The organism is Sulfuricurvum sp. (assembly GCF_031427015.1).
GTDB lineage: Bacteria > Campylobacterota > Campylobacteria > Campylobacterales > Sulfurimonadaceae > Sulfuricurvum.
Window position 1 is genome coordinate 332289 of record NZ_JASJOW010000003.1, and the last position, 24142, is coordinate 356430.

A 24142-nucleotide genomic window follows, 5' to 3' on the forward strand; every position below is an offset into this window, starting at 1 on the left:
TCAGTTACCCTCAATTTTATTCTGGTGAAATACGGACGAATAGGGGTAACGTTCTATTGCAGAAACGGTTGTACGTCGATTAATCATCCGAATGGAGAGAGGCTCAATCCAGTTCCAAAACTCTTCGATACATTCTGGTGGCATAGCGAGGTCTTGGAGCGTTTTTTTGTACAGCATCAGCCAAATTTCACGACCTTTTTCATCGATGGTGATATGAAAATGGCGCATTCGAAGAGCTGGATGACCATGTACCGGAGTATAGAGCTTTTCTCCGCCGAGGGCTTCCACAAAGAAGTCTGCCGTTTTTTCCGTTGCAAATGCAAACATGGCATCATTTCTTGGGAAGAGATCTCCGATAGCACTTTTTCGTAATAGTCGGTGATGATAATGTACCATCTTACGAATGTTCTCTTCTCCCCATGCGCGATAGAGATATATTCTAGGAAACGGCACTTCGGGATAGACAAAATCGATCTTGGCCTCACCGATGTATTGTAATTCAGTAGCACTCTGAAACGGTTTTGTACTGCACGCACTAAACATTGAGACGGGTTTTCCTTCAGAAGTTGTAAAAAACGTCATGGAATCTCCTTTATGGCTTGCAATTTTGTGTTCATTTAAAAACGATAGTTCGCTTCGAGACGCATCTCTTGATTGGAGGTATCTTTAGGGTATGCCTGTGTCGTGTCGTTGTTTTGATCCATCAAACGGACTTTTAATTCTGTCCCTTTAAAATTTCCTGCAAGGTTATAAATCACATCAAGATTCCACTGACGGGTGTCACCGTTTTGAAATCCTCTATTAGTAGCCGAAGCATAAGGGGTTTTACTTGGGTCACGGTCATAAAATGAATAACTGACAATAGTACTTATCCCTGAAACCATGGCATCGAAATCATAATTCAGTAGTGCTTTATACGACCGTGTATTGGCATTCCAATCCGTAACGGTTTTACTGCGTGTATAATCACCCGTAGAAAATCCGCGCCATGGTGCAATCATATCCCCATCGGCACTGGTGTCGGACATTGCAAGCAACACTTTAGCCGCACGATAATCGGCGCTTACTTTTAATGCCCACAAAGAGGTATCGATGCTGTTATCGTTATCGCCGTTATTACTCAACGGAAGGATTAAATTACCTGCCCCTTTATCATATTGTTGGATATAGCGACCTCCGAATCCGAGGATTACATCACCCGCTTCGAGGGCATAATTGGCCTCAATAATAGCTTGATCTACAAGATCATTCCAATGCATTCCCCACACTTGAAGCTCTAATCCGTCTATGGATTTATTTTTAATCCCGACGATCATGACTCCGGGTGCATCGTCATTTTTCTCAGCTGAAGTGGCATTGTAGTGGGTATCGTAGTTTTTACGAATCGCGTTAGGTACATCCAAACCATCGGCCATATTTCCGAAATAGGTCATACCCCGCTCTTTGATTTTATCCGCATAATCAAGTTGCATCGTCGTATTTGGCAAATCGTTTGAGATAGCTTGCGCACCTTCGATAGCGATCGGAATCATTTTCGTATCATTAGGGGTAATCCAAGGATTGGTCATTAACATTCGACCTGCTTTGACTTTACTCTTTTGAATACCGTATTCCAAATAGGATTGGGCTAAAATCGCGTATCCTGTACCGTAGGTATCGGTCACTTTAGTTGTCCCCTCATAGTGAGAATCACGTGAAAAAAGGTCAGCTGACGTTGTAGCACCTGCACCGTCATTAGCACCGGTAATACCTCCCAAATTTTGGGTTGTATAAAGTCCGGTACCGACACTAAAACCATACAATGGAGCCGTTTTATAGATCAAACTTCCACCGACGGCCATACCGGTTCCGTTAGCGGTACCTTTACCGGTAGCAGCGCTGTTATCGTCCCAAATGGTATTGAAATACTGCATTCGTAAACGTCCGTCGAATTTCCCTTCTTTGAATGCACCTACTAAATCATCTGCAGCTGTTGCAAATACTGCCGTCCCTAAAATGAGTGCCGTTGCTATACTCAGTTTTCTCATAATCTATCCTTATTTATATTTTGATATAACGGTAAGTGGACAAATTCCACTAGCCTCTATTGAGGCTAAGTTATTATTTTTTCGGCAAGCCGTAACCGCTTGCTTTTAAAATTTCTAATGCTTTGGGAGAGGACATAAATCGGAGGAATTTTTTAGCGGCGATCTGATTGGCAGGTGAACCGTTTTTGAGCCCAACCATTGCCTGATCGATGGTATTGTAGGCTTTGTCGTCTACCTCTACCCATTTTCCTACGTTTTTCATCTCTGGGCTAAGGACAATCGATTTGGCCATAAACCCTACATCGACCGCTTTGGTCGTGACGTAGGCACCCACTTGCGAAATTGATTCAGCCGTAATGATTTTACCCGCTGCATCGTCAGCGACTTTGTAGTATTTCATCGCATTCATCGCTTCGATACCGTACGGTGCTGTTTTAGGATTAGCAAGGGCGATCTTTTTGACGGATGGATCAGCGACGATGGCAACCCCTTTTGAGAGATCGGCACCCGTATCACTCCAGAGGATCAATGTTCCATAGGCGTACACCTGAGCAGGGGTTGTGGTGTATCCCCCAAGTGCCAGTTTGGCAGGATACTCGACATCCGCAGACAAAAATGCATCATACGGAGCACCGCTCATAATCTGTTGAGTCAGTTTACCGGATGCTCCGGTGATGATTTTGACACCGATTCCCGATTCTTTGGTAAATTCTTTTGCGATATCACTCACCGCATATTTCATATTAGCCGCGGCGGCAACCGTGATCGTTTGAGCCGCTAATGCCGAAGCAAAGGCAAGAGAGGTGAGGATGAGTTTTAACAGATTCATAGAGGCTCCTTTTTATAACATACCGATGATAACACTTGAGGCTTTGAAAATCGCGTAGACATCATCCCCTTTTTTCATCATCAGTTCTTCGCACGATTCATTGGTAATAATTGAGGTGAGCGTTGTATTCCCGATTGTCATTTTAATTTCGGAATTGACGGCACCTTTGATGACATCGCTTACGGTAGCAGGGAGGACATTACGTGCGCTGATACGTAACGGTTTAGTCTTCGCCAAAATGATTGAACTTGATTTGATGAGAGCATAGGCACTGCTTCCTATGGCGATCTCGAGGTGTTTAACCGACTCATTGGTTAGGGTAGCGACGATTTTTTCATTTCCGAGTGAGAGTACGAGTTCGGAATTGACCGCACCGGTCACCACCGAATCGACGGTTCCATAAAGAGTATTTCTAGCAGAGGTTAACATTTGCTTTCCTTTATTTCTTTTTTGATATAACGATAAACACAAACTCTACAGTGCAAAAACGGTTCGCAAGAAAATGCGACAATTTCGTTATGCTTTGTAGGATATAACGAAATTATAGAGAAAAAGGCTTAAAGTTTTTGTAGGGAGTGATAAAAAAGTGTTATTATGGAAACAAATCAAGAGTGATGTTCCGTTCGCCCTGAGCTAGTCGAAGGGTGGACGTTCATGATACGACAGGCTCACCACGAATGGGGATAGTATTATTCGAATACATTGGAATAAGAAATTAATTCTGAGAAATTGAATCATATATTATTTTTGCTATTGCTGTATCAACTTTATGCTTTCCATGCGGTATGGCAATAACAAAAAAACTTATTTCTTCTGGAGAAAATGAAAAATTCTTTGGAAGATTAAGTTTTCGCTTTGCAACTCCATCAGCGGAATTACACTGATCACAAATGATGGTTTCTGAAAAACGTCCTTTGTTTGTATTCATAATACCTTGTGCATGATCATGATGCCTATGTAGACAAGCTACCCAGTCATAAAAAGCACTTGGTGATTTTGGGTTTCTTTTTGCCCATCGCATTATTTGATATTTGCTTCGTTTGCAAGATGGACATATCCATCCATCATCTAATTCTTCCCAAAGTCTATGGCAATGAAGTCCGTTATAATTATAAAAATCTTCGTACGTTGGTATTTTAATAGGCATAATCATTCACCTCGATTCCGCAGTCTCGGTTGGATTCACAACCCAATAATTATATGTTTCGGAGAGATGAGGGCGTAGGCGTTCATCCCCTCGGAGAGCTTTTTGGTATCTTTGGGATTCATCAGGGCGATAAGCTCGGTAAAGAGATCAAGTGCAAAGCTAATCTCATCCGTTTCATCCTGCGATTCGATACGGCTGATCGTCCCTTTGAGGCAGTTTAGAGGCTCACTACCCTTAGGGGGAGTCGTAACGATAGTGACATCGCTTGATTTGATGATGGCGTAGAGGTCGCATCCGACGCTCAACCCCATGTTTCGAACTGATTTTAGGGTAATAACGGATTGGATTGTATGGCTACCCGTCAATGAGAGGGTGAGGAGAGCGTTTAGTCCTTGTTCCTCAATAGAGAGGAGGGTGGCAGGGAGCTGATTACGCGCACTGGTGGTGAGAAACGTTCGGCTGAGGATGCGGGCGAGACGTTCGGGATCATTTCCCGCTTCGGCAAAACGGTCGATAAACTGGCGGTGGAGTTCGTTAAAACGGTGAAAGGTGGCAATGAGTTCGCGAGCATAAGGGGTGAGTTTCGTCCCTCCGCCCCCTTTGCCTCCGGTAGTACGCTCGATGAGAGGCTGATCGGCAAGGAGATTCATGCTATTGATTCTCTCCCACGCCGCTTTATAGGACATTTTCATCTCTTTTGCGGCGGCATGGATTGAACCGATTTTATCGATTCGCTCCAACAGCTCAATACGACCTGCACCCAAGAAGCTTTGTCCCTCTTTCGTAAGCCAGAAACGTCCGTCGATTTTCATGAGAGGCTAAAACTCGCTTTCATAGGCGGTTCGATGACACTGAGAGGATATGCACCGTTTAAAAAGAGGTGATTGGCGAGTACCCCTTGCGCCAAAAGCATATCCGAACCGTCTTTATAGGGGAGGGCAGTGGCTTTAACTTCGCGTAAAAAAGGGGTTTCTTTGCCGTAAATGACATCAATAGCCCCTTTGGTCTGTGATAAGAGTGTCATTAGGAGTGATTTTTCGAGAGGAAGCTCATCATCCGATAAACCTGCCGAAGTCGTATTGATAATCAAATCATACGGCGTAGGGGTGAAATTATCCCAGATGTAGGATTCAATCCCCTCATTTTTAAAATACTCCAGACGTCCTTGTGAGCGGTTAAGAATGGTCGGCGTAATTGATCCTTGACGCAGCGCGATAGAGAGGGCGCGCGCTGTTCCACCCGCACCGAGAATAAGAGCGTTACGGAGAGCTCCAAAAGATTCTATCGCACGCATAAAACCCTCTGCATCGGTGTTGTAACCGATAAGTTTACCATTTTCTAAAACGAGGGTGTTGACGGCTTGGATCGTTTTAGCGATTCCGCGTACTTCATCGCATTGTGCGTACGCGGCTTCTTTATGCGGTACCGTGACATTGGCACCGCTAAGGGCTTTCGCAAAAAAAACGTCACGAAGTTGCGATCCCTCAGTGAGATGAGTACGGGTATAACAAGCATTTAGATCGAGGCATTTAAAAACACTGTTGTGCATCAGCGGTGAGCGTGAATGGCTTACAGGATCACCGAAGATACTAAAGAGTTTCATTTGGGGGAGACCAAATCATCCAATGTACTCATAAGTGCACCGAGTTTATTGGTCACTTCGAGGTATTCGAGTTCATGCACCGAATCGGCAACGACTCCTGCCCCCGCTTGTAAAATAACGGTATCGGGCTTAATAAGGGCGGTGCGGATAGTTATGGCACTGTCCATATTGCCATCAAAGCCGAAATAGCCGATAGTTCCGCTGTAAAAGCCCCGTTTAACCCCTTCAAATTGAGCGATCAAATCCATGGCGCGTATTTTCGGAGCACCCGTCATCGTCCCTGCGGTAAACGTTGCGGCGAGGAGGTCGAACATATCTTTATCCTCGGAAATTTGAGCGTGGACGTCGGAGACGATATGCATAACGTGCGAATAGCGCTCGACGTGCATCATCTCTTCGACTTTTACCGTTCCCGTTTTAGCAACACGACCGACATCGTTGCGCCCTAAATCGATGAGCATAAGATGTTCGGAGAGCTCTTTTGGATCGGAGAGAAGTTCCTCTTCGAGTTCCAAATCACGTTGCTTGGTACCGCCGCGTTTACGGGTTCCGGCAATCGGTCGGAGTAAGATGTCGCCATCACTCAGGCGTACCATCACCTCCGGTGAACTTCCGACGATGCTGAAATCCTCATATTCCATCAGATACATATACGGAGAGGGGTTTTTAAGTCTTAAAATACGGTAAAAACTAAAAGGATCCACTTCAGCATGACGGATATAGCGGTTTGTCATTAGGATTTGAAACACATCGCCGCTGAGGATCATTTTTTTTGACTCGTCCACCATTGAGAAAAATTTCTCTTTTGAAAAGATAAATTCTCCCCCTTTATCTTCACGTATCGGTTTTAGAGGAGTATAGTGATAAGGAGACTTTAAAAAGCTCTCTATCTCTTCAAAACGCCCTTTTATGGACTCGATACAACTGAGCATCGTAATGCTTGCATTTTTATGAGAGACGACGAGGGTGAGTTTCGGGAGGATGAGATCCATATCGGGAATATTGGTCTGATCGATGAGCGAATTCATAGACTCTTCGAGAGTAGGTTCGAAAACCTGCACCATATCGTATCCGATATAGCCGATAAATCCGTCGATATACCCGACACCCAACTCACGCGCGCGCTCACGATAGGCTTTTTGATCGAGGTGGGCATAATACTCTTTTAAAAATTCGAACGGTGAAACGCTTAGCTGTTGACTTTGGGCTTCTGCATTAATATAAGTTGTGATTTTGTCTTTGTAGAGGAGACGTTCTCGGGCACCGATAACGATAATAGTGTAGTTGCCTTCACTGTTTCCGGCGCTCTCAAATAAAAAACTGACTTCGTGAGAAAAAAGGCTTTTGGCCTTTTCGTAGACGGCGATAGGGGCAAATTGATCGAGAGAAAAATGGCGTGAAGTGATCACGTTACCCCTTTGTTATGTATGCGCCGGATTCAATATTGCGTTTTACGGTTCCAAGAACGTCGCGCGCCGCCTTTTCACCTTGGAAAGGGCCTACCATCACTTTTGTCGCAGCTCCACTTGGGACCGTTGTGTATTTAAGTCCGCTGGCATTCAAACGATCAAAAAGAACTTTGCTCGGCTCTTTGGTAAATGAACCGACTTGGATGTAGTACGTTCCGGTTGTGTCAGCCGCTTTGGCCTCGGTTTTAGGGGCTGTATCGGTTACGGCTTTTGCCGGCTCCGTAGTTACTTTTTCAGCTGTTTTTTTCACCGGTTCACTCACCGCTTTAGGGGTTGATGCCGCGACTCTCGGTTCAGGAGTTTTTTTGACTTCAGCCGGTTTGGCAGTTTTGATTGTAGGGGTATTGACGACAGGTTGTGCCGCTTTAGGGGCAGTTTGAACGATAGGTTTCGGTGCAATTTTAGCCGGTGCAGGCGTTGTCGCTACAGGGGCAGAAACAGGTTTGACTACAGGGGCGCTTTGTTGAACTACGGCTGCTGTTACGGGTTGAATAACCTCTGATCCGGGTGCATTCTGCATAGATTCTTGTTTGATTTTTTGTGCAATTTGTCCTAAATCTTGAGATCCTTCTGCAGTAGATACATTTCCTGCACCTTCTTGGATCACCTCTACGGGCTCAAAAAGAGGATCATCGATAATTTCGGTTGGAGCAGTCGGTTCAGGGGGAACGGCAGCAATCGGCGGTTGTTCGTCAACTTGTGTTTTAAGTGAGTTCATAATCACTAAGACAATGATGAGAATAAGGGTTAAGGCCGCAATAGCCAATAGTAGCTTTTTACTATTGGAATTTGATCCGCTTTTACTTAGAATGATGTCATTAAGTTCATTTTTTTCTTCCATTGATGTGCCGTTCCTTATTAAGTATTGATCGTGTTACATATGCTTCGACCACGAAGCTCCACGCTCTTTTGCGTATACCTCGTAGGGAAGATTGAGAATATTATATTCCGGCGGCAGTTCGTCCGTTGGAAACATTCTCCACTGTTTCGGTTGCTTTGCAGCCAATTTCATCGAAAGCATTTTACCCAATTGTATCGCTTCTTGGAATGTAGTATGCCCTTTATGGATATAAACATGCAAATGTCCCGGTGTTTTGGTCTCAAATGCGGTGAAATTGATGAATCCCTCTTCTCTAAGCAATAATTGTGCCTTATGGTAAAAGCGTTGAGGATCAGTCCCGTTGTAGTCGATAACGATGTTTTCAACTTTATTCATTTTATTAATGAGAGAGTGAGCTACGGTAATCTGTTTTTTGAGATGTTGATCGATAACCGCTTGGGTAAGCGTTTTATCGATCTTTTCGTATTTGTTGAAAAATGTACGCCCTTTGAAATCGATTTTATCGACAACGTTATCATGTTTCAGCCAGTAATGGTCTGAAATCATTTTGATTAGTTTCATATCCATCGATGTCATGGGCATTTTTCCTTAATTAATACGTTGGTTGTTTATAAATAACAAAGTTTTTAGCGAGAGCTTTGAGCTCTTCTTTAATAGCGGCTTGCTTAGTGACGTTTTCGATATCGTCTAAAACATCCGCAATTTTATTGGCGATAAGTTCAAATTCTTTCTCTTTCATACCGCGTGACGTCAGAGCAGGACTTCCGATACGAACACCTGAAGTGACGAACGGTGAGCGTGTTTCACCCGGTACGGTATTTTTATTAACGGTGATCCCTGCACGACCGAGTGCCGCATCGGCATCTTTACCGCTGAACGGCTTGTTGAGGAAAGATACGAGAACGAGGTGATTATCGGTTCCGCCGCTGACGATATCATAGCCGCGTTCCATCAACACTTTAGCCAGTACGGCCGCATTGGCTTTTACTTGCTTAGCGTATACTTTCCACTCAGGAGAGAGGTTAAATTTGAATCCGACCGCTTTTGCCGCGATAACGTGTACCAACGGCCCCCCTTGAAGTGCTGGGAAAATAGCAGAATTGATCTTTTTCGCGATCTCTTCATCGTTGGTCATAATCATACCACCACGTGGGCCTGCGAGAGTTTTATGAGTTGTCGTGGTAACGACATCCGCATATGGGAACGGACTAGGGTGCTCACCCGCACACACAAGACCTGCGATATGGGCGATATCGGCGAATAAAAGTGCTCCGACCGCATCGGCGATCTCACGGAATTTTTTGAAATCGATTTCACGAGCGTAGGCTGACGCACCGCAGACGATAATTTTCGGTTGAACGATTTTAGCAATGTCCATGACACGCTCATAATTGATACGTCCGTCAAGTTCGACACCGTATGAGAAGCTGTGGTAGTTTTTACCGGAGAAGCTTACTTTTGAACCGTGAGTCAAGTGCCCGCCGTGGCTTAGATCCATACCGAGGAGTTTGTCTCCCGCTTGGAGTAGGGCAGCATAGACTGCACCGTTTGCCGATGAGCCCGAATGCGGTTGTACGTTGGCAAAGTTACAACCGAATAGTTTGCAAGCTCGATCAATCGCCAGCTGTTCAACACCGTCCGCGTATTCACATCCGCCGTAGTAACGCTTCGCAGGGTATCCTTCCGCGTATTTATTGGTAAATACAGATCCCATTGCTTCCATAACTGCAGGGAGGGTGAAATTCTCAGACGCGATCATCTCCAAATGGTCGGTTTGACGTTCAAGCTCTTGCTCACATAGGGCGTAAATTTCGTTGTCGTATTCTTTGAGGAAACTCATTCTTCTTCTCCGTGGTTGGTTTGGTTGTTGTGGTGCGGTTTCATAGCCGGGAAGAGCAATACATCCCGAATTGAGTGTTGGTTGGTCAGCATCATGACGAGACGATCAATCCCGATCCCCTGACCCGCTGTCGGTGCCATTCCGTAGCTGAGTGCGGTGACGAAATCCTCGTCCATTTCGTGAGCTTCATCATCACCCGAATCTTTAGCCGCCATTTGCCCCTCAAAACGTTGCAATTGATCGACAGGATCGTTAAGTTCGCTAAAAGCGTTAGCGATTTCGCGTCCCGCGATAAAGAGCTCGAAACGATCGGTGAGTTCAGGACGTTCGTCATTGCGGCGCGCAAGAGGCGATATCTCGACCGGATAGTGGGTAATAAAGGTCGGATTGATAAGTTTGGCTTCGACGAATTCATCGAAAAGCTCCCCTTGAAGTTGTCCGAGATTCATAGCCGCGTTGGCTTCGAGGTTTTTGGATTTTAAAAATGCCAAAATTGCCTCTTTGTCGTTAACGATTGCTTCAGGAACACCGCCGATGACGCTAAGACTTTTAATCAGCTCAATTTCGGTGAATTGATCGAAATCGACTTCCAAATCGCCGTACGGAAGGCGTTTTGGAAGATCAAGGTGGTCAAAAAGATATTCAAAATACTCTTTGGTAATAACAATAAGATCTTTATAGGTTTTGAATGCCCAATAAAACTCGATAGAGGTAAACTCAGGATTATGGGTTGCATCCATCCCCTCATTACGGAAATTACGGTTAATTTCAAATACCGCTTCAAATCCTCCGACGATGAGCCGTTTGAGATAGAGTTCAGGGGCAATCCGTAAAAAACGATCAATGCCGAGGGCATTGTGATGGGTTACAAACGGTTTTGCATTGGCTCCGCCGGCGATCGGGTGCATCATCGGTGTTTCCACTTCAAGGAACCCTTTGTCTTCGAAAAAGCGTCGGGTAAGGCTGATTACACGTGAACGGATATGAAACGTTTTACGCACTTCCGAGTTCATAATAAGATCAAGGTAACGTTGGCGATAACGCATCTCTTTGTCGACAATTCCGTGAAATTTTTCCGGGAGAGGGGAGATTGCTTTAGTGAGGATGGTAAGTTTATCGGCATGGAGCGAAAGTTCTCCGTGCTGGGTTACAAACGGATAACCGCTCACTTCGATGATATCGCCTACTTCAATCAGTTTTTTAAAAACGTCGTTATAAAAATTTTCGCTAAGATTATCACGTGCAACGTAGATTTGGAGCATTCCGCTTTCGTCTTCGATTTTAACAAAACTCGCTTTTCCCATCAGACGATAAAGTTTGATCCGTCCGGCAACCGTATAGTGACGGTTTTCATTTCGTTTTTCTTCACTTTGGAATAAATCTGAGTTGACGTTATGAAATTTATCAATGGTCGTATTTCGGAAAGAGTTATTTGCATATGGATCGATACCGAGCGCTCTTAGTGCCTCAGCTTTTTCGATTCGTTGTTGTACGTATTGGTTTTCGAATGCCAATGGGGTTCCTTTCGTAACTATAGAATTATTTTTTAGACTTATTTTGACAATTTTTACAGATACCGTAAATTTGCATGGAATGCTCTTGCATCACAAAACCCAACGCTTCGGTAATCTCTCGTTGACGCTGTTCGATTTGCTCATCCACAAATTCAGTAATACTTCCGCATTGGGTACAGATAACGTGATCATGATGATCTTTGGCACCGAGTTCATATTTTTTTCCCTGCGCACCGAAAGAGAGGGACGTTACCATATCAGAACTCTCAAGCAAAGATAGCGTACGATAAACGGTAGCAATGCCGGTATTGAGTTCAGGATGCTTTTGTTGAATCAGATGGTGAAGCCCCTCGGGTGTGAGGTGTTCGTCGGAATTATAAAGCATCTCTAAAATGACTTCACGTTGAATGGTGAATTTTAGCCCGTTGACTTTTAGAAGCTGTTTGAAATCACTTAATAGTTTATTGTATTCAACGGTTCGTTCCGTAAAATCGGTATAAGAATTCATCGATTAGTTCTCCTTTGTAGAGGTATTGATATCGGTCTCGTTCTCATCATCCATAAGGGATGTGACATCATCCGTTTCAATATGTAAAATAAAATTTCCGGTTGCAAACATGGGTTCATAAAAAAAGCTATCGGCCATTTTCTCTTCAAAATTCTCTCGGATTGCCGTAACACTGAAGAGTGCATACACGATAATCGAGATAATAAAGAAGAATTTACTGCTTCCGACGACAAAACCCAATACGCGATCCAACGGCCCTAAACCGCTTAGAGCCGTGAGTTTTTTAAATCCTGTTCCCAAGGCAACCATGAGGAGCCAAAAAATTCCCAACGCAAAAATAAATCCGACGAGATTAACGGCGGTAGCACTCTCAAAATGAAAGAGAGTATCGCTTAAAAACTTCCCGATAATTCCGCCGATATGTGAAGCGACAAAGACCCCTCCGACGATTCCCGCTAATCCGAATACTTCCTTCGAAAAGCCGTTTAAAAGCCCTTTTAAACCTAATAAGAGGATAACGGAACCAACCGCAACATCAAAATAATTTAAATCCATTATAACTCCATTTCCAAACGGTCTTTACCATTGTTTTTAGCTCTATATAACGCCGTATCTGAACGTTCGATAATGGTATCAATCGTATCTTTTTCTTTAATTTTTGTCATCCCGATACTCAAAGTAACCGCAATTTGTTGGTTTTGAAACAAAGGTTTATTATTACGACAAAGGGTTAGGAGCCGTTCGGCTACCAAATGCGCCCCTTCCATATCCGTACGATTGAGTAAAATGATAAACTCTTCCCCGCCGAATCGATATACGCGATCCCCTTCACGCAGAGCTTTTTTAAAGAGTTTGGCTAAAAATATCAGTACTTTATCACCTGCGATATGGCCGAATTTATCGTTGATGAGTTTGAAGTTATCGACATCTACCATTAGGGCAAAAATTTCAAAATTTAACTGCTCTTTTTCTAAAAGGGCACGAATGTGTTCATGCAGAGCGTAACGGTTGTAGGTTTTCGTCAAAGGATCAAGTGAAGTTTTGATCTCCAACGTTTTGACTTGTTCCAATAGGGTATAAATAACTTCATTGGCGCGTGAAACTTCATCACTGAGATGGGCTTGAATATCCGAGAATTTCGCATTGATTTTTTCAAAGTTTATGAGGGGTTCTGCATTGCTTTGTTCTAATAAATCAGCTTGTTCTTCCGTGATTTTCCCGATTTTCTCATTGGTATCCGCATAGGAGTCGATGCTTTTCATCGCCAATTCTTTATACTGATCCAAAGAGGTATCTCGATAAGCAAGCAAATCGATAGTTCCGGAGGAATAAGACTCTAATACTTCATGGGTTGCCGTAGCGACCAATTCGGCAAATTCGGAAGGCTCAATTGTTACCTGACGAGCGGCAAGCGATTCCAAATGGATAGAGAGCTCTTTGCAGAAGTGAAATAAAAAAGGGTTGATTTGATTTTTTTCCACCACTAACCTTTACAGATTTTGACATTCAAAAAGCTCCTCTTAGTTAGGGAAAAAGGGCAAAAATGAGAGTCGCTAAAATTAATGCCATTATACTTTTTCAAACATAAATCTAACTTTTGCTTTTTTCAATCAGTCCCGATTTAGGATAAAAGGATAAAATTCGTCCATTAACAATAAGGTGCGAGAGCACGCAGGAGACGATATGAGCACATGGAGCCGATCAAGCTGGAGAGAAAAACCGATTAAACAACAGCCGACGTATCCCGATACGGCAGTACTGGAGCAGATCGAGTCACAGCTTCGTAATTATCCACCTCTTGTGTTTGCAGGTGAAGCACGTACACTGAAAAAGAATTTAGCGGATGTATGCGAAGGAAAAGCTTTTTTACTTCAAGGGGGCGATTGCGCGGAGAGTTTTTCAGAATTTCATGCCCTCAATATTCGAGATACGTTTAAAGTAATTATGCAAATGGCGGTAGTAATGACTTTTGCAGGAGGCGTTCCGGTTGTAAAAGTGGGCCGCCTCGGCGGTCAGTTCGCTAAACCGCGCTCTTCAGATATGGAGACGATTGAGGGTGTGAGTCTTCCGAGTTATCGCGGAGATATCATTAACGGGGTTGACTTTAATGAATCTGCCCGTATCCCTGATCCGAACCGTATGGTTCAAGCCTATAATCAGTCTGCAGCTACATTGAATCTTCTTCGTGCCTTTGCATCGGGCGGTTTTGCCGATTTGCATCAAGTACATGCGTGGAATTTGGGCTTTGTCGGACAAAATGAAATGACGAAAAAATACGATGAGCTTTCTCGTCAAATAGATGATTCTCTCCGCTTTATGGCGGCATGCGGTATTACATCTGAGAATTATCGTACTTTACGAGAGACCGATTTTTACACCTCTCACGAAGCGTTATTGCTCAACTATGAAGAGGCGTTTACGCGTCAAGATTCACTCACGGGCGAGTGGTACGATGTTTCGTCGCATATGCTTTGGATCGGTGATCGTACCCGTCAACTTGACGGTGCACACGTCGAGTTTATGCGCGGTATCAATAACCCGATAGGGATTAAAGCGGGACCGTCTATGGATCCTGATGATTTAATACGTTTGTGTGACGTACTTAATCCAAGTAATGAAGCAGGTCGTTTAAATGTCATCGTCCGTATGGGAGCCGATAAGGTAGCTGATGGTATGCCTGCTCTGATTCGTGCGATAGAGCGAGAAGGGAAAAAAGTATTGTGGAGTTGCGATCCGATGCACGGCAATACGATTACCAGTAACGGCTATAAAACTCGTCCAGTCAGTTCAGTTTTGCAAGAGATGAAACAATTCTTCCAAGTTCATAAAGCGGAAGGGACTTATGCCGGGGGCGTTCACTTAGAAATGACGGGGAAAAACGTTACCGAGTGTCTTGGCGGATCGTTTGAGATTACTTCAGAAAATTTAAAAAGTCGTTACCATACTCATTGTGATCCGCGTCTCAATGCCGATCAATCCTTAGAATTGGCATTTCTAATCGCCGATACGCTTAAAGAAGCGCATCGCTAGAATTACTTCTTCTGACATTCGGGGCAAATCCCCGAAATAATAATCGATACATCTTCAGTAATATAGTGTCCCATATCGACTGACTTTTGAAGTAACAATGTCGGATCAAAAGGGACATCTTTAAGCTCACCGCATGACTTGCACATAATGTGGGCATGGGATTCTTTTTCAATCTCATATTTTGTTTTTTGTCCTGCAATTTTGACTTCTCGGATAAGGCTTACATTCAACATAGTATTAACATTTTTATACAAAGTAGCTAATGAAATAGAGGTGAATTTTTCTCGAATCGCTTGATAGAGCTCTTCAATACTGATATGCCCCGCTGTGTGCATAAGCTGAATAATAGCTAATCTTTGCGGTGTTGCTTTGAGTTGATGAGATTTAAGTAAATGTTCATGTTTCATAATGGCTAATTATAAACTATAAAGGGATGCAACTTTCATAAAAAAGAGGAGAAGGGCGGAGTTTTGAAATAAATTTTAAGATTTCACTCTAAATAGGGGGTGATTTACATCGCCCCAAGGATACGAAGCAATTCGTCCGGTTTGTTGGAATATTGCAGCGCCGTCTCTTTATTAACCAGTTTTTTACGTAAAAATTCAACGATTTCTTGGGTCTGTGTGGTCATATTCGTCTCTTGTTGGTTGAGCTGCATTTGCGAGTAAAGCTGATGCACTTTATCTTCACGAATGAGATTGGCAATGGCAGGATTTGTAATCATAATCTCTTGTGCCGCAACCCGTCCTCCGCCGATTTTCGGTAAAAGAGCTTGTGAAATAACGGCGATGAGGGAGGTAGAGAGTTGTGCTCGAACCTGAGGCTGTTCATCTCCGGAAAAGACATCGATGATACGGTTGATGGTTTGTGGCGCAGAATTGGTGTGGAGCGTTCCAAAAACCAAATGCCCTGTCTCTGCTGCGGTAAGTGCAGCGGAAATGGTTTCACGATCCCTCATCTCCCCGATCAAAATAACATCAGGGTCTTCACGTAAAGCGTATTTAAGCGCTGCCGAGAAACTTTTGGTATCGGTTCCGACATTGCGGTGTGAAAAAAGAGATTTCTTATTGGTATGGACAAATTCAACCGGATCTTCAACGGTAATGATATGACGTGCTTCGGTTAAATTAATCTCATTTAGCATAGCGGCGAGGGTAGTCGATTTACCGCTCCCGGTCGGCCCCGTAACAAGGATAAGCCCTTTTTCTCGCTTTATAAGCTCTTTAAATATTTTTTTTGCATTCAAATCATCGAGAGAGGGGATGGTGACGGGGATGATACGAAAGGCACAAGCCAGATCGTCCATAGTTTTGTAATAGTTTGCACGAAAGCGGCCGACATCGGGAATAACAATGGAAAAATCAAGTTCATTATGTTCTTCAAACGCTTTTTTTTGTTTTTCGGTAAGAAGAGAATACCCCATCTCTTCAATAATACGCCCATCCAGTACCGGCAGGTTAAGCGCGACGAGTCTGCCGTCAATACGAATTTGCGGTTCGGATCGACTGACGAGGTGCAAATCAGATGCTTTATACGCGACGACGCTTTTGAGGAGCTTATAGATATCCAATGCGGTACTCATGAATGAAAAATCCCTTGATAGTGAGATTCATCGTATCCGACAATCAATGTATCTTTATATTCTATTACGGGGCGTTTGATGAGAAGATTATGCGTACTCATCCACTCAATTTTACCCTTATCGTCCAAGTCGCGGCTTTTAAGTTCTAAGGTACGGTAGGTTGTCCCTTTGGTATTTAGCAAAACGGACAGCGGAGATTGTTGTGCCCAAGTTTCAATTTTTTCACGAGATACGGGAGATGTTTTAAAATCATGAAAAGTGTATTCAATAGCGTGTGTATCAAGAAAACGGAGCGCTTTTTGGACACTTCCGCAACTTTTAATCCCGTAAATATGTGTCATACTCTACTCAATTATTTTTGGTACGATAAAAAAGTGCTCTTGAGAATGGGGAGCATGCGCTAAAATATCGTCGTTTATGGCTTGATTAACATTTCCGATATCTTCACGAAGAGAGGTAGATGCATCGGACATGGCGAACGTTGCGTCTATCCCGTCCGTTGAGAGTTCAGAGAGATTATCGACAAAAGATACGATTTCACTGAGCTGTTCAATCATCTCTGATCGATGGGCTTCCGGAATTTGGAGATAAGATAGTTTTTCTAATCGTTGTAAGAGGGCTTCGTCAATTTGCATGGTTAACCTAAGTTGTGATAAATTTATGAAAATAATTGTACCCAAAAAATAGGTTTACAAAACTTTAACATAGGGTAAGATATTATTGCTCTAATTAATGATTGTAAATGACAGGAGACGTTTTGAGTCTAAAAGAGAATATGGAAGCCATTAAAGAAGAACTGAGTTCGGAAGAGAAGTTTTTCGAAAGCGCCGTTCGTACGGAACGTTTTGTCAAGCGATACCAAAAACCTTTGATTGCCGCGGTAGCTGTTTCGTTATTCGCGGTAGTCGGGGCAATAGGGTATCAAGCCTATACGAATGCAAAAATTGAGAGTTCAAACACGGCGTTTAATCTCCTTATGGTGAATCCGACGGATACAAAAGCAGAACAAACATTGAAAAATGATAATCCTGAATTATACGATTTATGGAAGCTTTCTCGCGGTATTGCTCAAAACGATGTAACCCTTCTTGAGGGATTGAAGAGTTCTGAAACTTTCGGCGTCTCTGATATCGCCTCATATGAAGCTGCCGCAATTAAAGGCGACATTCAATCTTTGGAAGAGTACACTAAAAAACAAGGTGCTCTTTATAAAGATTTAGCGTTACTTGAACTCGCAATCAGTGCGATTGAAAAAGGTGATGTGAAAACAGCACATCAAAAACTCGCCTTAATCAGTGAAGAGTCACCTCTTTACCAAGTTGCCGGTGCACTTTCGCATTATGGAGTAAAAGAATGAAATTAACGACAATCGCTCTATCCATCGGCGCAGTTTTACTGTTAAGCGGATGTTCTCAAAAAGAGGTATACAAACCTGAAAATGTCAAAGGTGAATGGCGTAATGCAGGCCACCTAAGTGCCTCAATCACCCAAACGACACAAACAGCCGCTTTACTCGACAACGGCCGTTTATTGACAAAAGATGGGGAGAAAAATATAAAAGTCCCTGAAGAGTATCGTCTTCTTAATGCTAACGATGCTTGGATTATTACCGAGAGTCCGGAGGGGAACTTGGTTCTTTTTCCGGAGAACGGTAGCGATGCAAAAGTAACCTTTGAATTTAAACGCCAAATTGCCGCAGCAAGTATCCAAGACGATATCGTAGCCGTATTATTCGGCAATAACGAAATGGCACTCTATTCGCTTGAGAGTAAAAAACTTCTTTTTAAAGAGCGTGCGAATGCTCCGATTGCCGTCGACTCCCGTATCGCTAACCCTTATTTTATAAAAGAGTTGGTCTTGTTTTTAACCCTGGATGGAAAGATCGTTATCGTTAACTCTGAGCTAAAACAGGTATTACGTTCGGTCGTTGTAAGTTCGGATGAGTACTTTAACAATATCACCTATTTAAACGTTATCGATAATCATCTTGTTGCTTCAACCGGGACGGCTGTTTTGGCACTTTCTCAAAAAGAGGCGCGAGAAAAATATGAGATTCGCAATATCGCTTATACCGCGGAGGGTATTTGGTTGACAACCAAGCAAGGCGAAGTTATTGCTTTGAGCCCGACGTTGCAGTTCAAAGCAAAGAAAAAATTTCCGTTCGCCCATTTTGTCGGTATCAGTGTCCAAAATGACCGTGTTTATGTATTGGAGCAACAAGGTTATATGATGGCATTGACCAAAAACCTTTTGGCGTATGATATTTATGATGTTGATATGGACAGCGATAATAAAATCTTTGTAGGAGACGGACGTTTTTATTTTGACGACCGCTATATTAATATCAAATAATGTCGAAAGAGCTTGAGGCTTTTATCGAATACATTACCGTCATCAAAGCGCTAAGTCCTCGAACCATCGAGGCCTATCGCCATGATTTGAGCGAGATTGAAAAAAATACAGATAAAAGTCTTACCGAAATTGAGTCGAAAACTCTATTTCACATTCTCGCAACAGTGGCTAACAAACGAACGCTTAACCGTAAACTCTCCGCTTTTAACTCTTTCTTGGATTTTTGTCACCGCCACCGATATGATTCTGCTTCGGCCAAATTTTCTTTATCCAAAGTACCGAAAAATCTCCCTAAATATGTACCGTTTGAGACCATTCAATCTTCACTTACATTGATTGATCGAAGTGAATGGATCGGATTACGCGATTATGCCCTGATCCTTTTTCTCTATGCTTCAGGCTCTCGTATCAGTGAGTGTTTGATTGTGGAGGAGGGGGATATCGAGGGGGAGTGGCTTCGTATACGTCACGGTAAAGGGGAAAAAGAGCGTTACGTCCCTATCGCACAGGAGGCATTAAAGGCACTTCGTGCGTATCAGGATGCCTCACCGTATCAAAACCGTCCCCATCTTTGGCTAAACTATAGAGGAGAGCCTCTCAGCCGTATTTCGGCGTTTAAGATCACCCAAAAATATTTGGGTATTTCCCCTCATGCATTGCGCCACTCGTATGCAACGGCACTGATTTTGGGAGGGGCTGATTTACGTGTTGTCCAAGAGCTTCTTGGCCATGCATCACTCTTAACGACGCAGATATACACCCATGTGCAAAAACATAATCTGCAAGAGACCGTATTTAAACATCACCCTATGTCAAAATCTTGATTTTAATCAAGAGAATATCGGATCAATCCCGTTATGATCCTTGGTAAAAAAGGATTACACATGGATCAGGCTTCATTTTTAGCGGATATTATCTACGGAGAGACACAACCGGTCATTACTCCTTTGATTACAAACGATTTTACGAAAGAGATCCGTATTGTTTTTCGTGCAGGGCAATCGATGAAAGCGCATAAAACATCGTTTCCGATTACCGTAATGATCGTGCAGGGGTGTATCGATTTCGGAGTTGCAGAGGAGCGTTACGTCTTGTCGGCAGGTGACGTAGTTGCACTTGAAGGTAATGTAATGCATGAATTAAATGCGATTGAATCTTCTATTGTCCGTCTTAGTCTTCATAAAGCCGACAGTGTTGCACGGGTAAACGGAGTACTTAAGTTATAATAGCAGTATGATTTTATGCGACATCGGCAATACCTCGGTTGATTTGTTTATGGACGGCAAACGCTCCAAGCTTCGTGCCGTTGATTTTGACCCAGCGGTATTTCAGGAGGATGTTTATTACGTTAGTGTCAACTTAGTATTGAATAAACGTATTCGAGATTTCCCGAATTGGCATGATTTGCGAGAACTCATCGACTGGGATAAATATTATCCTTCGATGGGAATTGATCGGATCATGGTGTGTGAAGCGGTAGAGGACGGAGTCATTGTCGATGCGGGAAGTGCTATAACGGTCGATGTGATGCGTTGCGGGGTTTATCAGGGGGGATTTATCTCTCTAGGGATTCGTGCGGCGGAAGAAGCGTATGCAAGAGTCTCGTCTGCGTTGGACGTGTCATTTAACTTTGAGGTAGATTTGGCTAAAATGGCGAAAAATACCCCTGATGCCCTGACAGTCGGTTTTTTGGCTCCGTTGATCGAAAAGATTGAGCGTTTGGAAAAACCGCTTTATCTGAGCGGAGGCGATGCACGATTAATAGCTCATTTTTTTAGCGAGGCAATCGTGGATGAAGAGTTAATCTTCAAGGGGATGACAAAGTTGATAGAAAAAGGTGTTAAATGCTAAGTGTCGCACTCCCAAAAGGGCGAATTGCCGAAGATACGTTGGAGATTTTCGAAACGATTTTCGGAAGCAGTTTTAAGTTTGATGATCGTAAATTAATTTTAGAGACGGAAAATTTTAAATTTTTATTGGTTCGTAACCAAGACGTTGCCACCTATGTCTATCATCAAGCGGCCGATATCGGGGTTGTAGGTCTCGATACCCTCGAAGAGCAAGGGTTGGATGTTATACGTTTGCTGGACTTGCAAAAAGGAAAATGCCGTGTCGCTATCGGGATGCGTGCAGGAGAAAAGCCGGACTTTACGAAAAGCGAGATCAAAGTAGCGACAAAAATGGTGAATATTACCAAACGCTATTTTGCCGAACGTGCGGTAGCGGCGGATATCATCAAACTTTACGGTTCAATCGAATTGGCACCCCTTGTAGGATTGGCCGATATGATCGTTGATGTTGTCGAAACGGGAAGTACGATGAAACAAAACGGATTGGAAGTCGTTGAAACAATTATGGAATCAACGACTCATCTCATCGCCAATAAAAATAGTTTTTTTGAGAAAAAAAGTGAAATACTTGATCTTTATGAACGAATAAATACCCTTTTATACGGCAAAAAATAGAATAATTCACTATTGATTAACAATAGTACTTTAGAATTGCGTGTAATAAATAACGCTAAAAGGACGATTATGTCATCTAAATATTCAACACATTTGACACTGGCACTCTTGTTTGCAGGGTCTGCACTCATGGGCGAGAGTTTCTCAACGACAGAGTATGTCTCGGTTATTAAATCAACTCCGATTTACTCTACAATCCAAGAAGAAGTACCGCAAGAAAAATGTTATGACGTCAAAGAAGAGGTCAAAAGTGGTGTTGCGGTGAACGATATTGTCGGCGCTGTAGCCGGAGGGGCACTCGGCGGCGTCATAGGTCACCAAATCGGCGGCGGTAGCGGCAAGACGGTTGCTACCGTCGGAGGTGCCGTATTGGGAACGATTGCCGGGCAAAAAGCGGCAAGTACCTATGGAAGCGGTAGCGGTAATCCAACCTACCAAGTTGTTCGAAAATGTGAGACGGTTAAAACGTATAAGACACGTCAAGTTCTCAGCGGATATCAAAATATTGCCAAATTTAAAGGCAAAGAGATCAGCGTTGAGAGTGATACTCCGCTCAAACAAATTCCGGTTACGGCAACATACAGTTATTAATCCCTCCTCTCCCTATTTGGGGAGAAAATTTCCTTTTTATTACCCTCTTTTTAACGATAATCTGTTAGAATTAATCATAATATAAATTTTCTACAAGAACAGGAGCTTTTATGGCACTTAAAGTGGCAATTAACGGAACAGGCAGAATTGGAATTATCGTAGCAAAAATTATTGCAGAACGGAGTGATATTGAGCTGGTAGCGTTAAACACCACGTCAAAACCTGACATGTTGGAATATTTGCTGAAATTTGACAGTGTACATCGCGGTATCGACGCAAAAGTGATTGATGAAAACACGATTGCTATCGGCGGTAAAAATGTTCGTATGTTTCGCGAGAGAGATATTGACAAGGTAGATTTCGGCAGTGCCGGTGCAGAAGTAGTAATCGAATGTACGGGAGTATTTTTAGATCAAGAGAGCTGCGCTAAACATCTTAAAAACGGTATTCGAAAAGTTATTATGTCGGCTCCCGCAAAAGATGATTCTCCGACCTATGTATACGGGGTAAATTCAAATGCCTATAAAGGTGAAGCCATTATCTCTAATGCAAGTTGTACCACGAACTGTTTGGGACCGATTTGTAAAGTTTTGGATGATGCGTTTGGGATTGAAAACGGTTTGATGACAACGATCCACTCGTATACGAATGATCAAAATATCTTGGACGTTAAGCACTCTAAAGATCCGCGTCGGGCACGTGCGGCGGCTTTGAATATGATCCCGACCTCTACCGGTGCCGCAAAAGCGATCGGCAAAGTAATGCCGCAATTGCTCGGTAAATTAAACGGCTACGCGATGCGTGTACCGACTCCCGACGTATCGGTTGTCGATTTGACGGTTAATTTGAAAAAAGCGGTGACCAAAGAGGATATTAATAACGCATTTTCAGCCGCGGCTGAGGGTTCGTTTAAAGGACTTATCGAAGTAGACAATGATAAGCGGGTATCGTGCGATTTTATCGGTTCTACTTACAGTTCAACGTATGTCCCTGATATGACCAGTGTCGTAGACGGTACAACGGTTAAAGTCTTGGCATGGTATGACAATGAATGGGGATACAGCAGTCGCCTCGTTGATATGACGGTTCTTATCGGAACACATTAATGCTTCGGTATACGAACCATTTCGATACTAAATCACTTGACCCTTTTACCCTTGAAAAAGGGTTTGAGGCGGTTCATTATGAAGCCGCTTCGGGAGAGGTCGGTTACTATCACCTTCCGCTTGCTTCACAACTTTTGGTTGAAGAGCTTAAAGCCCTAGATCAAACGATTGATCGTCGTTTTAATACCATCGCTATTATTGGTATAGGTGGGTCTTCTTTGGGGATTAAAGCGATTGAGCGATTGCTACGTTCCAGTACTCCTAATGCTAAAAAACTCATTTATCTTGAAAATTCCGACCCTATCAGTATTATGAGCGAGATGAAACAAATTGATAAGTTTCGTACCCTGTTTATCGTTATATCAAAATCGGGCGGAACGGTGGAAACACTTTCCATCTTTAAGCGTCTTATCGTCAGTTTTGAATTACCGCTCGAAAATTCAGATCAGATCTATATTGTGAGTGACGAGGATTCAATACTTGCCCGTTTTGCCGACGATCACTCTCTCCGCCGCTTTGTAATTCCGAGTAATGTCGGTGGACGCTTTTCGGTTTTAAGTGCCGTTGGGATGGTTCCATTGACGCTGGCAGGGTTTGATACCGCTGCCATCTTAAAAGGGGCTCAAACCTTTTTAGAACGATTTTGGAGTCGAAAAGAAGATCATATGCTTCAAAAGGCGGCTTTTTATGTGATCAATAGCGATAAATACCCTATGAACGTTTTATTTGCCTATTCGGATACTTTTGAAGAGTTCGGTAAGTGGGTCGTTCAAATATGGGGCGAATCGTTGGGAAAACGCAATCGTCGGGGTGAGCGGGTTGGGTTAACTCCGATATCTCTGATCGGTTCTGTAGATCAGCACTCATTTTTACAACTTATTATCGAAGGGCCGCTGAATAAAACGGTCACTTTTTTGCATATTGAACATTCAGAAGAGCATTTGATGATTCCGAAATTAACGTTAAAGCATTTGGAAAAAAGTGATTTTGTGAACGGAAAAAGCTTTAATGACTTGATTAATGCACAATGTCAAGCGACGATGCAAAGTGTACTGCAAAGCGGTGTCAGTGTGGATGAGATCGCGTGGAAGAGTATTGATGAAGCGTCTGTAGGGGAGATGATTCTCTATTATGAACTGCTTACTTCCTTGAGCGGGGCTCTTTTGGAAATTAATACTTATGATCAACCCGGCGTAGAGATAGGAAAGAAAATTTTAGGAACCTATTTCGAGGCATAG

29 protein-coding genes are annotated in these 24142 nt (G+C 43.1%); 10 read left to right on the plus strand and 19 right to left on the minus strand.

The window, feature by feature from the left end:
• The 15 genes from RMO68_RS06955 to RMO68_RS07025 form a co-directional block, all read right to left on the minus strand.
• Window positions 1-582, minus strand: a complete 582-nt coding sequence (locus RMO68_RS06955) for a globin (protein ID WP_310440004.1) — start codon at window positions 580-582, stop codon at window positions 1-3.
• Between the two features lie 35 nt (window positions 583-617).
• A complete protein-coding gene (locus RMO68_RS06960; RefSeq protein ID WP_310440005.1) occupies window positions 618-2027 on the minus strand; it encodes an OprD family outer membrane porin in 1410 nt (469 codons plus the stop codon).
• Between the two features lie 73 nt (window positions 2028-2100).
• Window positions 2101-2856: a molybdate ABC transporter substrate-binding protein gene (gene modA / locus RMO68_RS06965; RefSeq protein WP_310440006.1), complete on the minus strand. Its 756-nt coding sequence runs from the start codon at window positions 2854-2856 to the stop codon at window positions 2101-2103.
• 12 nt (window positions 2857-2868) lie between these two features.
• A complete protein-coding gene (locus RMO68_RS06970; protein WP_310440007.1) occupies window positions 2869-3285 on the minus strand; it encodes a molybdopterin-binding protein in 417 nt (138 codons plus the stop codon).
• A gap of 286 nt (window positions 3286-3571) precedes the next feature.
• Complete coding sequence (locus RMO68_RS06975) at window positions 3572-4003, minus strand: hypothetical protein (RefSeq protein WP_310440008.1); 432 nt, start codon at window positions 4001-4003, stop codon at window positions 3572-3574.
• 35 nt (window positions 4004-4038) lie between these two features.
• Window positions 4039-4815, minus strand: coding sequence for a TOBE domain-containing protein (locus RMO68_RS06980; protein WP_310440009.1), 777 nt, complete (start codon window positions 4813-4815; stop codon window positions 4039-4041).
• Window positions 4812-5606: a shikimate dehydrogenase gene (locus RMO68_RS06985; RefSeq protein ID WP_310440010.1), complete on the minus strand. Its 795-nt coding sequence runs from the start codon at window positions 5604-5606 to the stop codon at window positions 4812-4814. The genes RMO68_RS06980 and RMO68_RS06985 overlap by 4 nt, the downstream gene beginning before the upstream one ends.
• Entirely contained in the window at window positions 5603-7015 is a 1413-nt protein-coding gene (locus tag RMO68_RS06990) for an anthranilate synthase component I family protein (protein WP_310440011.1), read from the minus strand. Before RMO68_RS06990 ends, RMO68_RS06985 begins: the two co-directional genes overlap by 4 nt.
• Window position 7016: 1 nt before the next feature.
• Window positions 7017-7916: an SPOR domain-containing protein gene (locus RMO68_RS06995; protein ID WP_310440012.1), complete on the minus strand. Its 900-nt coding sequence runs from the start codon at window positions 7914-7916 to the stop codon at window positions 7017-7019.
• A gap of 33 nt (window positions 7917-7949) precedes the next feature.
• Window positions 7950-8492, minus strand: a complete 543-nt coding sequence (locus RMO68_RS07000) for a DUF1882 domain-containing protein (RefSeq protein WP_310440013.1) — start codon at window positions 8490-8492, stop codon at window positions 7950-7952.
• A 16-nt stretch (window positions 8493-8508) separates the two neighbouring features.
• Window positions 8509-9756: a serine hydroxymethyltransferase gene (locus tag RMO68_RS07005; RefSeq protein ID WP_310440014.1), complete on the minus strand. Its 1248-nt coding sequence runs from the start codon at window positions 9754-9756 to the stop codon at window positions 8509-8511.
• Entirely contained in the window at window positions 9753-11270 is a 1518-nt protein-coding gene (gene lysS, locus RMO68_RS07010; protein WP_310440015.1) for a lysine--tRNA ligase, read from the minus strand. The genes RMO68_RS07005 and lysS overlap by 4 nt, the downstream gene beginning before the upstream one ends.
• Before the next feature lie 25 nt (window positions 11271-11295).
• Window positions 11296-11778 carry a Fur family transcriptional regulator gene (locus RMO68_RS07015; RefSeq protein ID WP_310440016.1) on the minus strand — a complete coding sequence of 161 codons (483 nt, stop codon included), beginning with the start codon at window positions 11776-11778 and terminating at the stop codon, window positions 11296-11298.
• A gap of 3 nt (window positions 11779-11781) precedes the next feature.
• Window positions 11782-12333, minus strand: a complete 552-nt coding sequence (locus tag RMO68_RS07020) for a CvpA family protein (RefSeq protein WP_310440017.1) — start codon at window positions 12331-12333, stop codon at window positions 11782-11784.
• Window positions 12333-13259: a GGDEF domain-containing protein gene (locus RMO68_RS07025; RefSeq protein WP_310440018.1), complete on the minus strand. Its 927-nt coding sequence runs from the start codon at window positions 13257-13259 to the stop codon at window positions 12333-12335. Before RMO68_RS07025 ends, RMO68_RS07020 begins: the two co-directional genes overlap by 1 nt.
• 202 nt (window positions 13260-13461) lie before the next feature.
• Here RMO68_RS07025 and RMO68_RS07030 point away from each other — a divergent pair, with 202 nt between their 5' ends.
• Window positions 13462-14808, plus strand: a complete 1347-nt coding sequence (locus RMO68_RS07030; protein ID WP_310440019.1) for a class II 3-deoxy-7-phosphoheptulonate synthase — start codon at window positions 13462-13464, stop codon at window positions 14806-14808.
• Window positions 14809-14810: 2 nt separating this feature from the next.
• On the opposite strand, the gene RMO68_RS07035 is transcribed toward RMO68_RS07030, so the two are convergent.
• The 4 genes from RMO68_RS07035 to gatC form a co-directional block, all read right to left on the minus strand.
• Window positions 14811-15215, minus strand: a complete 405-nt coding sequence (locus RMO68_RS07035; protein ID WP_310440020.1) for a Fur family transcriptional regulator — start codon at window positions 15213-15215, stop codon at window positions 14811-14813.
• Between the two features lie 104 nt (window positions 15216-15319).
• Window positions 15320-16390, minus strand: a complete 1071-nt coding sequence (locus RMO68_RS07040) for a type IV pilus twitching motility protein PilT (protein ID WP_310440021.1) — start codon at window positions 16388-16390, stop codon at window positions 15320-15322.
• Entirely contained in the window at window positions 16387-16731 is a 345-nt protein-coding gene (locus RMO68_RS07045) for a Spx/MgsR family RNA polymerase-binding regulatory protein (protein WP_310440022.1), read from the minus strand. Before RMO68_RS07045 ends, RMO68_RS07040 begins: the two co-directional genes overlap by 4 nt.
• A 3-nt stretch (window positions 16732-16734) precedes the next feature.
• Entirely contained in the window at window positions 16735-17025 is a 291-nt protein-coding gene (gene gatC / locus RMO68_RS07050) for an Asp-tRNA(Asn)/Glu-tRNA(Gln) amidotransferase subunit GatC (protein WP_310440023.1), read from the minus strand.
• A 107-nt stretch (window positions 17026-17132) separates the two neighbouring features.
• Here gatC and RMO68_RS07055 point away from each other — a divergent pair, with 107 nt between their 5' ends.
• From RMO68_RS07055 to RMO68_RS07095, 9 genes are all read left to right on the plus strand, one after another.
• Window positions 17133-17747 (plus strand): hypothetical protein, encoded by a 615-nt coding sequence (locus RMO68_RS07055; RefSeq protein ID WP_310440024.1) that lies wholly within the window; start codon window positions 17133-17135, stop codon window positions 17745-17747.
• Window positions 17744-18742 carry a hypothetical protein gene (locus RMO68_RS07060; RefSeq protein ID WP_310440025.1) on the plus strand — a complete coding sequence of 333 codons (999 nt, stop codon included), beginning with the start codon at window positions 17744-17746 and terminating at the stop codon, window positions 18740-18742. The genes RMO68_RS07055 and RMO68_RS07060 overlap by 4 nt, the downstream gene beginning before the upstream one ends.
• On the plus strand, window positions 18742-19566 hold the full coding sequence (locus tag RMO68_RS07065) for a tyrosine-type recombinase/integrase (RefSeq protein WP_310440026.1): 825 nt from the start codon (window positions 18742-18744) through the stop codon (window positions 19564-19566). The genes RMO68_RS07060 and RMO68_RS07065 overlap by 1 nt, the downstream gene beginning before the upstream one ends.
• 60 nt (window positions 19567-19626) lie before the next feature.
• Complete coding sequence (locus tag RMO68_RS07070; protein WP_310440027.1) at window positions 19627-19968, plus strand: cupin; 342 nt, start codon at window positions 19627-19629, stop codon at window positions 19966-19968.
• 7 nt (window positions 19969-19975) lie between these two features.
• Complete coding sequence (locus RMO68_RS07075) at window positions 19976-20593, plus strand: type III pantothenate kinase (protein WP_310440028.1); 618 nt, start codon at window positions 19976-19978, stop codon at window positions 20591-20593.
• Window positions 20587-21207 (plus strand): ATP phosphoribosyltransferase, encoded by a 621-nt coding sequence (hisG, locus tag RMO68_RS07080; RefSeq protein ID WP_310440030.1) that lies wholly within the window; start codon window positions 20587-20589, stop codon window positions 21205-21207. Before RMO68_RS07075 ends, hisG begins: the two co-directional genes overlap by 7 nt.
• 69 nt (window positions 21208-21276) lie before the next feature.
• On the plus strand, window positions 21277-21798 hold the full coding sequence (locus tag RMO68_RS07085; RefSeq protein ID WP_310440031.1) for a glycine zipper 2TM domain-containing protein: 522 nt from the start codon (window positions 21277-21279) through the stop codon (window positions 21796-21798).
• Between the two features lie 110 nt (window positions 21799-21908).
• Window positions 21909-22904, plus strand: coding sequence for a type I glyceraldehyde-3-phosphate dehydrogenase (gene gap / locus RMO68_RS07090; protein ID WP_310440032.1), 996 nt, complete (start codon window positions 21909-21911; stop codon window positions 22902-22904).
• Window positions 22904-24142 (plus strand): glucose-6-phosphate isomerase, encoded by a 1239-nt coding sequence (locus tag RMO68_RS07095; RefSeq protein ID WP_310440033.1) that lies wholly within the window; start codon window positions 22904-22906, stop codon window positions 24140-24142. Before gap ends, RMO68_RS07095 begins: the two co-directional genes overlap by 1 nt.